Below are 13,645 nucleotides of genomic sequence, written 5' to 3' on the forward strand. Positions count from 1 at the left end.
GATGCCCTCTTCCTCGCATACCATGCCCGAAAGAGGGCCCCAGCATGTCGCGATCATCATGGATGGTAATGGTCGCTGGGCGCAGGCCCGCGGGCGACCTCGCCTGTTTGGCCACCACGCCGGGGCAAGACGTGTGCGCGATGTGGTCGAGGCCTGCCCAAGGCTTGGTATTAAGTATCTGACTGTTTTTGCGTTTTCGACCGAGAACTGGAAACGCACTCAGGTCGAAGTTGCCGGTCTGATGAGCTTGTTTCGGCGCTATATTATCAAGGAAACCCGGACGCTCCGAGACTCGGGTGTTCGGGTGCGTTTCATCGGTGACAGAGTCAGGTTGGATGCCAAACTGATCGAATTGATGGATACGCTTGAGGCCGAGACCGAGGGAAATGATCTGGTTCACCTGACCATTGCGTTGAACTATGGCGGTCGGGATGAAGTCGCGCGGGCTACCAAACGTCTGGCACAGGATGTCGCTGACGGGCGATTGCATCCTGATGATGTAGACGAAGAAACGCTGCCGAAATATCTGGACACACATGTTCTTCCCGATCCTGATCTGGTGATCCGAACCAGCGGCGAGGCGCGTATTTCCAATTTTCTGCTATGGCAATCCGCCTATTCGGAATACGAATTCATCGACACGCTCTGGCCAGACTTCACTGCGGCAGAGCTTGAGCGCCTGTGCCTGAGCTATGGCAGCCGAGACCGACGGTTCGGAGCTGTACCGGCATGAGTGACGGACGCTGGTCCGACCTGACTGCCCGCGTATTGTCGGCGGGTGTCCTTGTTGCCGTTGGCGCTGTCGAGGTCTGGCTGGGCGGTCTGTGGTTCGAAGCCTTCATTTCCATTGCTTGCGGGCTGATGACCTGGGAACTGGTCCGTATGATTGACCCGGGCAGGAAAGCTGTTGCGGTCCAGCTTGCCATATTGACCGGTTTTGCGGTGGTGCTGAGTTACCATCTTCCGGCACTCTATAAACTTCCCTTCTTGCTTGCTCCGGCGCTGGTCGGGGCAGGGCAGGTCAGCCGGTACCGGGGTATCTATACCCTATTTGCGCTGTGGATCGCGGCCGCGGGGCTGGGCTTTATCTCAATCCGGACGAATATGGGATTTGTCTGGATGGTCTGGCTGATATCGGTCGTCGTTGCTACGGATGTCGCCGGATATTTTGTTGGAAAGGCATTGGGTGGGCCAAAATTCTGGCCACGAGTCAGCCCGAAAAAGACGTGGTCGGGAACAGCGGGAGGCTGGGTAGCGGCTGCCATTGTTGGCTTAGCCTTTGCGGCTTACGGCGGCTTCGGAACTTGGTTCATCGTGATCTCGGTTCTGGCGTCAATGGCCAGCCAGGCCGGCGATATTGTCGAAAGCGCGGCCAAACGAAAATTCGGCGTCAAGGACAGTTCGAACCTGATTCCCGGCCATGGCGGCTTCCTTGATCGATTCGATGGGATGATGGGGGCCGCTCTGTTCGTTCTGCTTGTGGGGTTGATTTATTCCCCCGGAGCCATGTGATGCGCAAAATCTCTGTTTTTGGCGCGACGGGTTCTATCGGGCAAAACACGATAGATCTGATTGACCGAAATCCATCAGCGTATGATGTTGTCGCCCTGACCGGTGGAGCCAATATCGAACAACTTGCGCGTGACGCCAAACGTTTGAAGGCGGATATCGCGATTACAGCCCATCCAGACCGGCTTGAGGACCTGCGAGTGGCCTTGGCCGGTTCTGATGTCGAGGTCGCCGCCGGGGCGAATGCTCTGGCCGAAGCTGCGGCGCGACCGGCTGACTGGGTCATGTCTGCCATCGTTGGGGCTGCGGGGTTGCAACCAGGGCTGACGGCGCTTGAACAGGGCGCGACGCTGGCTTTGGCGAATAAAGAAACGCTTGTCTGCGCGGGTTCTTTGGTTCTGGATACTGCCCGAAAGCACAATGCCCGATTGCTACCGGTGGACAGCGAACATTCTGCCGTTTTTCAGGCTCTGGTCGGTGAAGATATGGCATCGGTCGAGCGTATCATCATCACTGCCAGCGGCGGCGCCTTCCGGGATTGGCCACTGAGCAAATTGGCCTCGGCCACGGTTGAGCAGGCATCGAGCCACCCGAACTGGAATATGGGGCAGCGGATCACGATTGATAGCGCTTCGATGTTTAACAAGGCGCTCGAGGTGATCGAAACACGCGAATTCTTCGGAATATCCCCGGATATGATCGAAGTGATTGTGCATCCGGAATCCATCGTTCATGCGATGGTCGGGTTTAACGATGGAGCGGTTATGGCCCATATGGGCGCGCCAGATATGCGCCACGCGATCGGATATGCCCTGAATTGGCCAAAACGTCAGACCCTTCCGGTCGAAAGGCTGAACCTTGCAAAGCTGGGACAGTTGCGATTTCAGGAACCAGACGAAAACCGATATCCGGCTTTGCGGTTAGCGCGCGACGTCATGGAGCGGGGCGGGCTGTCCGGAGCGGTTTTCAACGGAGCCAAAGAATGTGCACTCGACCATTTCATTGCAGGTCGCATTGGTTTTCTTGATATGGCAGACATCGTGGCCGCCGTCTTGGATCGTTTCGATGCACAAGACAACCATATTGACGCCCCAATGACCCTTGATAACGTGCTGCAAACCGACCATCTGGCACGTATATGGGTCGATAACGCCGTTGCGCAACGAGCAGGAAAATAAATTGGACGTACTCTCACTGATCCCACAATTCGGCAATTTGATTTACACCATATTCGCCTTTGTGATCGCGTTATCCGCCATCGTAGCCGTACATGAATACGGGCATTACATCGTTGGCCGTTGGTCCGGCATCTACGCCGAAGTGTTCTCAATCGGTTTCGGTCCCGTACTCTGGAGCCGTATCGACAAAAGAGGAACGCGCTGGCAGATCGCAGCGCTTCCATTCGGCGGGTATGTCAAGTTTTTGGGTGACGCCAATGCAGCATCCGGCAAAGACGAAGCGGCTATGTCTGAAATTTCTGATCAAAGCCCGGAGGAGCTGCGCCGCACAATGCATGGCGCGCCACTTTGGGCCAGGACGGCAACTGTTGCGGCAGGGCCAATCTTTAATTTCGCAATGTCGATACTGGTCTTTGGCCTAATTTTCTTTACGCAAGGCGCAACCAGAGACCCTCTGACCGTTGGGTCTCTGCATCCTCTGCCGGGGACAGTTCAAGAGCTGCGTGAAGGTGATGAAATCCTCGCGATTGCAGGTATTGACCTGCCAGATTTCGAACAAGAAGGATCGTGGAGCGAGTTCGTAGACTCTTTGCCCGTTGACCCCGTTCTTGATTACACAGTTCTTCGTGACGGTGACACATTGGACGTTTCCGCACCTTGGCTGTTCCCCCCCCTGATTCAACAGGTTGTTCCGCGCAGCGCAGCAATGGATATCAGCCTGGCACAGGGGGATGTCATAACAGCTGTTAATGGCGACCCGGTTTATGCCTTTGAACAGCTCAAGGACCATGTGGAAAGCTCTGATGGGCGGCCACTGCTGTTGAATGTCTGGCGTGACGGAGCGGAACTGGAGTTTGCCCTGGCTCCACGCCGCACGGATGAGCCGCAGTCTGATGGTGGTTTTGTAACGCATTGGAGGATCGGGATCGTCGGCGGCATGATGCTAGAACCTGCAACCGAAAGGGCGGGCATCCTGACATCTCTTGGCGGCGGTGTGCGACAAACATTGCGAATTATTGACGGGTCTCTTTCAGGTATCTGGCACATGGTGACCGGAGCGATCAGCACCTGCAACATGTCCGGCCCGATCGGAATCGCCGAAACCTCGGGTGCGATGGCCAGCCAGGGAGCGCAGAACTTCATCTTCTTTATCGCCGTTCTGTCAACTGCTGTCGGTTTGCTGAACCTGTTTCCGATTCCGGCTTTGGATGGAGGACACTTGGTATTTTACGCATATGAGGCCATCTCGGGGAAACCACCCAGCGACAAAGCGCTGCGGATTTTGATGGGCATCGGAGTGTCAATCATTCTGGCTCTGATGCTGTTTTCCGTCTCAAATGACCTATTCTGTTGATTTGGGCGGAGCTTGCACAATCTAGTCGCAATTCCGCCCCAATTCCCTCATAGGATGTGTTCGTTTCATAATTTTGTCTGTCAGAGGCGATCATGGCGAATGCTATCAAAAAATCATATCGCAGCTTTAGCTTCCTGCTTGCGCTGAACTGGGACTCGATCTTGTTTTTCGGCGCGACTGCGTTGGCTATGGGTGGATGCGCTTATCTGATCACCATGTGATTCTGTTCCTTTCTTTTTATTTGCTGAACAGCGGCCCAATGGGCCGCTTTCTGTTTTTCGGCTTTTGACAAGGCCAGACAATCCCGTTACTCAGCTTTAAAGTCTTAAAATTCTGGGTAGAGAAAAATATGACCGACAGGCGAGGCGCAGGCACATCCTGCGGGGGGCAAAAGCCGGTAAACAAGATTTTGTGGCAGGCCCTAACATTCTTTTTCTTATTTGCCACAGTTAGTTTGCTGTCACTGCCGCAGGCTGCTCAGGCGCAAAGCTACACCATCAACTCGTTCGAAGTTGAGGGGAACAGGCGCATCGAGACATCGACAATCATCGCACGATCGGGAATCGAACCTGGGCAGACGGTGACAGCTGGACAACTCAACGATGCCTTCCAACGGCTGCTTGACAGTGGTGTTTTTGAAACAGTCGATTTGACCCCTCGTGGCAGCACTTTGGTCATCAAAGTTCAGGAATATCCTACGATCAACCAGATCAGCATCGAGGGTAACAAGAGGCTTAAGGATGAGCTGTTGCTCAATGCCGTTTCGTCTCAGCCCCGCCGGGTCTTTACACCTCAGGTCGCTGAAGCTGACGCAGACATGATTGCCGAAATCTATTTGGCTCAAGGACGTGTTGCAGCAACCGTCATCCCCAGAATCATCCGCCGTAGCGACAATCGGGTAGACCTCGTTTTTGAAATCTCCGAAGGTACGACGATCGAGGTTGAGCGCGTAAGCTTTGTTGGCAACCGGGCCTATTCCGACCGGCGTCTGCGCCGTGTGCTTGAAACCAAGCAAGCCAATTTCCTGCGTACGTTCCTGCGGGGCGATACTTTTATCGCTGACCGGATCGAGTTCGACAAACAAGTCATCCGTGATTTCTACTTGTCGCGTGGCTATGTCGATTTCCGCGTCAACAGCGCCAATGTTGAATTCACGCGTGAGCGCGACGCGTTTTTCCTGGTGATGAATGTAACCGAAGGTCAGAAATTCTCATTCGGCAAGATCACCACCGTGAGCGAAATACCCGGTGTGGATGCGGCCGAATATCAGGCCGCACTCAAGGTCAAGCCGGGTGTCACCTATTCTCCTTCACTGGTCGAAAACTCTATCGCCAGGCAAGAGCGTTTGGGCATTCGGCAAGGGGTGGACTTTCTGCGGGTTGAGCCGCGCGTCACGCGCAATGCACGTGATCTGACGCTGGATGTTGAATTCGTTCTGACCAAAGGACCGCGTATCTTTGTCGAGCGTATCGACATCGAGGGCAACACCACCACGCTTGACCGCGTGATCCGTCGTCAATTCGACACCGTCGAGGGTGATCCTTTCAACCCGCGTGAAATCCGGCAGGCGGCTGAACGTATCCGGGCATTGGGCTATTTCGCCGTCGCTGATGTTGAACCGCGCGAGGGTTCGACGCCCAGCCAAGTGATCGTGGATGTCGACGTCGAAGAACAGCCAACAGGCTCGCTCAGCCTCGGTGGTAGCTACTCGATCTCTGACGGTTTCGGCATTGCGATCGGCCTAAGTGAGTCAAACTTTCTAGGCCGTGGACAGACCGTCGGGGTTACGATTTCGACCGCACAGGATTCAGAAGAGTACTCCCTGAATTTCACCGAACCCTATCTTTTGGGCCGCAAGCTTCGCTTTGATCTTGGTCTGGGTTTGGCGTCGACCGACTCCAGTTTTGCCAGCTATAACACCGAGCGTGTGTTCTTTAACCCTCAGTTGAGCTATGCGATCGGAGAGCTGTCTTCGTTGCGCGTACGCTATGCCTGGGAAAACAGCGAGATGAAGCAGCAGGACAACGAGGCAAACGGCGCGGTCATCGCCTCTGAGATTGATCAGGGTGAACGCACGACCAGTTCTCTGGGTGTGTCCTATGTATATGACAGCCGCCTTGGTGGGCTTAACCCCAATGCCGGTGTTTTGTTTGAGGTTGGCCTGGATGCCGCTGGGCTGGGTGGGGACAACAAGTTCTACAAAACCAGCGCACGCGGGATTGCCCAAACACGCGTTCTGAGTGAAGAAGTCGTTCTTCGTGCATCGCTTGAAATGGGTGCAATGCACTGGACTGGCAACGATTTCAGCCGGACGTTGGATCGCTTTGTGTTGGGCCCCAATAAATTCCGCGGGTTCGAGCCAGCGGGTTTGGGGCCACGGGATCTGTCAAATGGTCAGGATGACGCTATCGGCGGGAATTACTATTGGGTCGCGCGTCTGGAATCGGACTTTCCTCTGGGCTTGCCCGAAGAATTGGGCCTGCGTGGAGGCGTGTTCTATGATTTCGGTAACCTGTACAATATCGACGATGTAAACACTTCGGGTGCCAACATTGTCGGTGCGGATGGGTCTATCCGCCATGTTCTGGGTGTTGCAGTCCTATGGGAAACACCGTTTGGCCCGCTGCGCTTTAACTTTTCGCAAGCGCTCAAGAAAGAGGACTTTGACAAGGAACAGAATTTCGACCTGACCATTCAGGCGAGGTTCTGATCTCGGATGCGAGGTAGTCTTCAAACCTATATGCAGGGCCCCATTCGGGCCCTGTGTCTTTTTCTGACCTTAACCCTGGCAGGACCGGTTACCGGACAGCAGCTTGGCGTAACACAAGCCAGCGTCCTGACAATCTCCAGCGAACGGCTGTTTTCTGACTCGGCGTTTGGACGTCGCATTCTCAGTGAGATCGAAGCAGAAGGGGCTCTGTTGGCTGCTGAGAACGAGCGGATCGTTGCAGAGCTCAGCGCGGAGGAGAAGGACCTCACCGAAAAGCGCGCCTCTCTGTCTGCTGAAGAATTTCGTCCCCTCGCAGAGGCGTTCGACAGAAAGGTTCAGAACCACCGAGAAGGGCAGCGCGCCAAGCTTGATGCCCTTGCGCGTCGCAGTGAAGATGCACAACAGATGTTTTTTGAACTCGCCCGCCCAGTTTTGATCGATCTTTTGCGCGAATCTGGCGCCTCGGTCATTATTCAACGCTCCAGCGTGTTTCTCAGTTCGGATCTGTCCGATGTGACAGATGCCGCCATCACCCGAATTGATACAGCCATTGGTGATGGAACAACACTTGACGAAGGTACAGGCGAATAGGTTTGCTTGCCCTCGGGTCGCGGTGTTGCTAACCACATTGAAAAGAGAAATCCAGAACAGGATATCAGAACTATGAGCACGGACACCAAAAGCGCCGACATTCAGCTGATTCAACGGATATTGCCGCACCGCTATCCGTTTCTGCTGGTCGACAAGGTGGTCGAGATTTCAGGCTATCAGTCAGCGGTCGGCATCAAGAACGTCACTATGAACGAGCCGCATTTCCAGGGCCATTTTCCTGGTACGCCGATCATGCCTGGTGTGACCATTGTTGAAGCAATGGCGCAGACCGCAGGTGTTATGCTTGGCGTTGGGATGGATGTCATCGACAGCGACTTGTTGATCTATTTCATGAATATCGACAAGTGCAAGTTCCGCCGCAAAGTCGTGCCCGGTGACGTGCTCGAGATGCATGTTGAAACTGTGCGCGGCAAGAAGGGTGGCAAGATTTTCAAGTTCTCTGGCAGGGCCACGGTTGATGGAGAGGTCGCAGCCGAAGCTGAGTTCTCAGCCTATGTTGATTGGGACATGGAAAAGACAACATGAGTGGCATTCACCCTAGCGCAATCATCGAAGACGGTGCTCAGATCGGAGAGGGCTGTGTCATCGGCCCTTTTTGTTTTGTTGGTTCAAGGGTGCGGTTGAAAGACCGGGTAGAACTGAAGTCGCATGTTGTTGTTACCGGTGACACCGAGGTGGATGAAGACACCATAATCTTCAATTTTTCGGTCATCGGTGAAATCCCGCAAGACCTTAAGTTCGGCGGTGAAGATACGCAGCTGGAAATTGGCAAACGAAACCGTATCCGTGAACATGTAACAGTGAATTCTGGAACAGACGGCGGTGGCGGTGTAACCCGGATTGGCGATGACTGTTTGCTGATGGCTGGTGTTCACGTGGCTCACGACGTTCAGATTGGCAATCGCGTGATCATGGTGAACCATTCTGGTGCCGCGGGACATTGCATTATCGAAGACGATGTTATCGTCGGTGGGATTTCGGGTTTGCATCAATGGGTTCGTGTGGGCCGAGGGGCGATTATCGGCGCGCTGACGATGGTGCCCAACGACGTGATTCCCTATGGGCTTGTTCAAGCGCCTCGCGGCGAGCTGGACGGCCTGAATCTTGTTGGCCTCAAACGGCGTGGTGTCGCACGAGCTGATATTTCAGCTTTACGCGCAGCGTTTCGCGAATTGTCCGATGGTGACGGAACTTTTATGGACCGCGCCAAGCGCTTGGGTGAAGATGCCGAAAGCGAATATGTCCGCGAAATCGTCAATTTCGTAACCGGCGATTCGGATCGGTCCTTTCTGACACCGAGGAAGTAATATCATGTTGGCACTGATCGCGGGAACAGGTGTGTTGCCGGACGAAGTGGTTTCCTGTCTGGCTGAACGGCCCTTGATCTGTGCGATGGAAGGCTTTGCCCCGGATACTCTGTCTGCCGACATCGTTTTCCCGCTGGAACAGCTTGGATCATTCATCGCAGATCTCAAAACCCGTGGCGTAACTGAAATCTGTATGGCCGGAGCGGTTCAACGTCCCGCCGTTGACCCGTCGCGCATTGATGCCGCGACGATGCCGTTGGTGCCTATTCTGGTGCAGGCGATTCAGTCCGGCGATGACGGCGCATTACGGGCTGTCATTGGGATATTCGAAAACTCAGGCCTGAATGTCCGTGCCGCGCATGAGATTGCGCCTGAACTGCTGCCTCCGCTTGGTTGTTTGACAGAGGCACAGCCCTCAGACGCGGATCGCGCAGATGCGGATCGGGCATCCAGTATCCTGCGTGCCATGGGGGCAGCTGATATCGGCCAGGCCTGTGCAGTTTCCAAAGGGCAGGCTTTGGCGATCGAAGGAATTTTTGGCACCGCATGGATGCTCGAGTCTCTGACTCAACGGCCCGATGCGGGGGGTGGGGTGCTTTTCAAGGGTCCAAAGCCTGATCAGGACTTTCGCGCGGATCTGCCAGCTATTGGACCTGAAACCATTTCCAGCGCCGTCGCAGCTGGTTTGTCCGGGATCGTGATCGAAAAGGGCGGGGTGCTTGTATTGCAGCGACAACGTGTAATTGCTGAGTGCGATCGCCTGGGTTTGTTCCTTTATGTGCGTGAGCGAACCAACTGATGCGGGTGTTTCTGGTCGCCGGCGAACCTTCGGGCGATCGATTGGGCGGCGCGTTGATGGAAGGGCTACGTGCCCTTGTCCCAGATGTTACATTCGACGGGGTCGGCGGACCATTGATGCAGGCCCAGGGTCTGAACAGCCGCTTTCCGATGTCCGAATTGTCAGTGATGGGCCTGATCGAGGTATTGCCAAAATTCTTTCACCTCAAGCGCCGGATATCGGAGACAGCGCAGGCCGTGCTGGACACCAAACCTGACGTATTGATCACCATCGACAGTCCGGACTTCTCGTTGCGCGTTGCCAAGCTGGTCAAAGCGGCAAGCGATACTCGAACCGTCCACTATGTGGCCCCCAGCGTTTGGGCGTGGCGACCGGGGCGTGCGGATAAGATGGCCAAGGTCATCGACCATGTGCTGGCGTTGCTTCCGTTTGAGCCGCCCTATATGGAACGCGCCGGGATGGAATGCGATTTTGTTGGCCATCCGGTTGCAAACGAGCCCATCGCGTCTGATCGCGATATCCAGGAGTTTCGCGCCGCCTATGATCTTGGGGATGCTCCGCTGGTTCTTGCCTTGCCGGGGTCGCGCAAGGGTGAGGTTGACCGTCTGGCCCCTGTATTCGGTCAGGCCTTGGGGCAGTTCCTAGCCGACCGGCCGGGTACGCGGGTTATTGTTCCGGCGGTTGCGCATATGGTCGAGGCCGTAACCGAACATCTGCAGACATGGCCAGGCAATCCCGTCGTGATCGACCCGCGCAATGTTCCGACCGAAGAGGCGGTTCAGCAGAAACGCGCAGCCTTTGCCGCAGCGGACCTTGCTCTGGCGGCATCGGGTACCGTGTCGCTTGAACTTGCAGCCCAGGCAACACCCATGGTGATTGCCTACCGCCTCAGCTGGCTGACCCAGAAACTGGCAGTACGTATGGTCAATCTGGACACGGTTACATTGGTCAATCTTGTCTCGGAAACGCGTTCCATCCCGGAATGCCTGCTGGATGACTGCCTGCCGGACAAGATTGCCGTAGCGCTACGAGAGGTCGCCCTGAAACCTGACGCGCAGCGCAGCGCGATGGATCTGACAATGGAGCGCCTGGGCCGTGGCGGCGACGCCCCTGGTTTCAGAGCTGCAAAGGCCGTGTTGGCCAGAAAGCCGTCCTGATGGCCGAGTTCATCCTCTTTGGTTTTTCGGCCTTTCTGGCATTGATACTGACCAATCTGGATAATCTTGCCGCCTTGGTGGCGCTGATCTTGGTGTCAGGGGACAAGCGGGCCGTCTTTGGCTTTCTGTTCGCACAGGGCTTGGTGATTTCGGCGTCCTTGCTGTTCGCCATGGGGATCGAGGGCGTGATACCGGGCTGGGCCGGGTATCTGGGGATGATCCCGCTGACACTGGGCTGTCTGGCCGCCATCCGCCAATGGCGCGGGCAGGGCGCCGATACACCGGCGCATCTCGAAGCCGGAGCGTCAATTTTGGTGACAACCTTACTGTTTACTAGCCTGTCGATGGACACTTTGGCCGTTCTGGCGCCGTTATTGGCAGATTCAACGCCTGGCTTTCGGATCGCCGGAGCCTTTGGCGCGGGGCTTGCCGTGGTAGGATTGGCCACGCTGGCGCTGCTGGGCGCCAAATCTCCGCTCATCAGTGGTCGCATCGCGCGCAAGCTTGAGATGCTTGTTCCTTACGTGATGATCTGCGCTGGTCTTTATATTCTCAGCAACTCGTGGACCGACGCAGTCTAGTATCCGCGCCAAATCCAGCCGCCGCCAAAGATGCGGCTGCCTTCGGACGCATAGAAGACACAGGCCTGACCAGGTGACACACCTTCTTCCGGGGTCAGCAACTCGACCTCGGCCGTGGTTTCCGAAAGCGGGCGGATGATGGCCTCACGCGGGGGTCGGGTCGAGCGAACCTTGACCAGGACGTGCCATTCATCGCGTGACGTAAACGGCTCATCGCCCAGCCAGTTGATCTCACGCACCGGAATAGTGCGGGTGGCCAACATCTCTTTGGGGCCAACCACAACCTGTTTCTTGTCGACATCCAGCTTCACCACGTAAAGCGGGTCGCTGAGGCCTCCGATACCAAGCCCGCGGCGCTGACCAATGGTATAGTGGATTACCCCGTTATGCTGGGCCAGCACACGACCATCCGCATGAACGATCTCACCCGGTTCCGCCGCGCCGGGGCGCAGCTTTTCGATTACGCTGGCATAGTTGCCGTTGGGCACGAAACAGATGTCCTGACTGTCGGGCTTGTCGGCAACAGCCAACCCATATTGCGCAGCCATTTCGCGCGTTGCGTCCTTGGAGGGCAGGTGGCCCAGCGGAAAGCGCAGGAAATCCAGCTGTTCCGGGGTCGTCGAGAACAGGAAATAGGATTGATCGCGGTTGGCATCCTCGGCGCTGTGCAATTCCGGCCCGTTGGGGCCTGTCTTGCGCTGAATATAGTGGCCGGTGGCCATGCAATCAGCCTCAAGATCCTTGGCGGTTTCCAGCAGATCCTTGAATTTCACCCGTTCGTTACAGCGAATGCAGGGAACCGGCGTCGCACCGGCCAAATAGCTGTCGGCGAATTCGTCGATCACGGCGTCCTTGAAGATGTTCTCATAATCCAGAACGTAATGCGGAAACCCGCGTTCCTCGGCCACGCGGCGCGCATCGTGAATGTCGATACCGGCACAGCAGGCCCCCTTTTTGGCCAGCGCAGCACCGTGGTCATACAGCTGCAGGGTGACGCCGATGACGTCATACCCCTGATCCGCCAAATGCGCGGCAACGACCGAGCTGTCCACACCTCCGGACATGGCAACTACCACCCGCGTTTCAGACGGGGGCTTGGCAAAGCCAAGAGAGTTCAGCGGTGTCTCGGTGTCGAGGGCCATGACGGTTCCAGTACGGGTTAAGAAAGACCGGCAGAATATAGGAAAATTCTAGATACTCTCAAGGGGCGGTTTCACAACACATTAAGTAGCATGGTGTCAGCTTTGTCGCAGCACGAAGAGGACCGAAAGATGTATTTGCACAAAGTAGAGGGGCCCAGGTCGGTAACCCTGCCGGATGGAACGGTTTTATCCCGGGCTGATCTGCCGCCAAAAGAGACAACCCGCTGGGTGGCATCCCGTAAAGCGATTGTAGTCCGGGGCGTTCTTTACGGATTGATCACGCTTTCGGAAGCCAAAAACCAATATGGCCTCAGCGATGAAGAATTTAATTCCTGGGTTTCTGCGGTCGCAGAACACGGAACGGACGCTTTAAAGGTCACCACGATAAAAAAATATCGACAACCTAAAGGAGAGTGTGAATAAATGATTCAACGGTAACGTCAGATTAACCATTTTTGAGCAGGCTCGATTTTAATTGGTAAATTGAGCTGAATTGGAGCAGTAAATGCGTATACTTCTTGTCGAGGATGATCCAACCACGTCCAAAAGCATCGAACTGATGCTGACACATGCCAATCTGAACGTATATGCGACAGATTTAGGCGAAGAAGGGATCGACCTGGCAAAACTTTACGATTACGACCTGATCCTCCTTGATCTCAACCTTCCGGATATGAACGGGCATGAAGTGCTGCGCCAGTTGCGGGTTGCGCGGGTGGAAACGCCGATCCTGATCCTGTCGGGGGCCGACGATACAGAAAGTAAAATTAAAGGCTTCGGATTTGGTGCTGACGATTATCTGACCAAACCATTCCATAGAGAAGAATTGGTTGCACGTATTCACGCCATTATTCGCCGCTCAAAAGGGCATTCTCAATCCATAATCCACACCGGGCGCGTTGCAGTGAATCTGGATGCGAAAACCGTCGAAGTGGAAGGCAAGGCTGTTCACCTGACCGGCAAAGAATATCAAATGCTCGAACTTCTGAGCCTTCGAAAGGGAACAACCCTGACTAAAGAGATGTTCCTTAACCATCTCTATGGGGGAATGGATGAGCCCGAATTGAAAATCATTGACGTCTTTATCTGCAAATTGCGCAAAAAACTTAGCAATGCCACCGACGGCGCAAATTATATCGAGACCGTCTGGGGCAGGGGATATGTGTTGCGCGATCCTCAGAAAAACAGCGTCGACGAACCTCGCATTGCGGTTGGCGCCTAGGCGCGCAAGTTTTACGTCGCCAAGGGTCCGGGGCGACACCCTCGCTCACTGAACAGCACGTCTGGACCTAGCCA

The 13,645-nt window shown here is 55.3% G+C and carries 15 protein-coding genes; 14 read left to right on the plus strand and 1 reads right to left on the minus strand.

The genetic code is table 11. From position 1 onward, the window contains the following. Position 1: 1 nt before the first annotated feature. The 12 genes from uppS to AC2FLB_RS00665 all read left to right on the plus strand — a co-directional run bounded on the left by uppS (position 2) and on the right by AC2FLB_RS00665 (position 11,207). Positions 2-733, plus strand: a complete 732-nt coding sequence (gene uppS / locus AC2FLB_RS00610) for an undecaprenyl pyrophosphate synthase (RefSeq protein WP_281994644.1) — start codon at positions 2-4, stop codon at positions 731-733. Beyond that, on the plus strand, positions 730-1,512 hold the full coding sequence (locus AC2FLB_RS00615; protein WP_496708429.1) for a phosphatidate cytidylyltransferase: 783 nt from the start codon (positions 730-732) through the stop codon (positions 1,510-1,512). Before uppS ends, AC2FLB_RS00615 begins: the two co-directional genes overlap by 4 nt. Next, positions 1,512-2,687: a 1-deoxy-D-xylulose-5-phosphate reductoisomerase gene (dxr, locus tag AC2FLB_RS00620; RefSeq protein ID WP_496700256.1), complete on the plus strand. Its 1,176-nt coding sequence runs from the start codon at positions 1,512-1,514 to the stop codon at positions 2,685-2,687. Before AC2FLB_RS00615 ends, dxr begins: the two co-directional genes overlap by 1 nt. A gap of 1 nt (position 2,688) precedes the next feature. Then, a complete protein-coding gene (rseP, locus tag AC2FLB_RS00625) occupies positions 2,689-4,041 on the plus strand; it encodes an RIP metalloprotease RseP (RefSeq protein ID WP_496708430.1) in 1,353 nt (450 codons plus the stop codon). 92 nt (positions 4,042-4,133) lie between these two features. After that, positions 4,134-4,262: a hypothetical protein gene (locus AC2FLB_RS00630; protein ID WP_271947040.1), complete on the plus strand. Its 129-nt coding sequence runs from the start codon at positions 4,134-4,136 to the stop codon at positions 4,260-4,262. Positions 4,263-4,390: 128 nt separating this feature from the next. Next, positions 4,391-6,751: an outer membrane protein assembly factor BamA gene (gene bamA, locus AC2FLB_RS00635; protein ID WP_281972129.1), complete on the plus strand. Its 2,361-nt coding sequence runs from the start codon at positions 4,391-4,393 to the stop codon at positions 6,749-6,751. 6 nt (positions 6,752-6,757) lie between these two features. Continuing rightward, entirely contained in the window at positions 6,758-7,342 is a 585-nt protein-coding gene (locus AC2FLB_RS00640; protein ID WP_496691267.1) for an OmpH family outer membrane protein, read from the plus strand. Positions 7,343-7,414: 72 nt separating this feature from the next. After that, complete coding sequence (fabZ, locus tag AC2FLB_RS00645) at positions 7,415-7,888, plus strand: 3-hydroxyacyl-ACP dehydratase FabZ (RefSeq protein WP_496691266.1); 474 nt, start codon at positions 7,415-7,417, stop codon at positions 7,886-7,888. Beyond that, positions 7,885-8,670 carry an acyl-ACP--UDP-N-acetylglucosamine O-acyltransferase gene (lpxA, locus tag AC2FLB_RS00650; RefSeq protein ID WP_496708431.1) on the plus strand — a complete coding sequence of 262 codons (786 nt, stop codon included), beginning with the start codon at positions 7,885-7,887 and terminating at the stop codon, positions 8,668-8,670. Before fabZ ends, lpxA begins: the two co-directional genes overlap by 4 nt. 4 nt (positions 8,671-8,674) lie before the next feature. Continuing rightward, a complete protein-coding gene (locus tag AC2FLB_RS00655; RefSeq protein WP_496708432.1) occupies positions 8,675-9,469 on the plus strand; it encodes an LpxI family protein in 795 nt (264 codons plus the stop codon). Next, entirely contained in the window at positions 9,469-10,626 is a 1,158-nt protein-coding gene (gene lpxB, locus AC2FLB_RS00660; protein ID WP_496708433.1) for a lipid-A-disaccharide synthase, read from the plus strand. The genes AC2FLB_RS00655 and lpxB overlap by 1 nt, the downstream gene beginning before the upstream one ends. Then, the gene (locus AC2FLB_RS00665) at positions 10,626-11,207 is read left to right on the plus strand and encodes a cadmium resistance transporter (protein ID WP_282021269.1); all 582 of its coding nucleotides are present in this window, start codon (positions 10,626-10,628) and stop codon (positions 11,205-11,207) included. Before lpxB ends, AC2FLB_RS00665 begins: the two co-directional genes overlap by 1 nt. Here the strand turns inward: AC2FLB_RS00665 and mnmA are convergent. After that, positions 11,204-12,349: a tRNA 2-thiouridine(34) synthase MnmA gene (gene mnmA / locus AC2FLB_RS00670; protein WP_281994637.1), complete on the minus strand. Its 1,146-nt coding sequence runs from the start codon at positions 12,347-12,349 to the stop codon at positions 11,204-11,206. The two genes, AC2FLB_RS00665 and mnmA, sit on opposite strands and share 4 nt — an antisense overlap. 129 nt (positions 12,350-12,478) lie before the next feature. Here mnmA and sciP point away from each other — a divergent pair, with 129 nt between their 5' ends. Both sciP and ctrA read left to right on the plus strand, forming a co-directional pair. Beyond that, positions 12,479-12,772, plus strand: coding sequence for a CtrA inhibitor SciP (gene sciP / locus AC2FLB_RS00675; RefSeq protein WP_281994636.1), 294 nt, complete (start codon positions 12,479-12,481; stop codon positions 12,770-12,772). Positions 12,773-12,854: 82 nt separating this feature from the next. Then, the gene (gene ctrA / locus AC2FLB_RS00680; RefSeq protein WP_281972126.1) at positions 12,855-13,571 is read left to right on the plus strand and encodes a response regulator transcription factor CtrA; all 717 of its coding nucleotides are present in this window, start codon (positions 12,855-12,857) and stop codon (positions 13,569-13,571) included. The last annotated feature ends 74 nt before the right edge of the window (positions 13,572-13,645 follow it).

The sequence above is a fragment of the Ruegeria sp. CDSA236 genome (genome assembly GCF_059611285.1).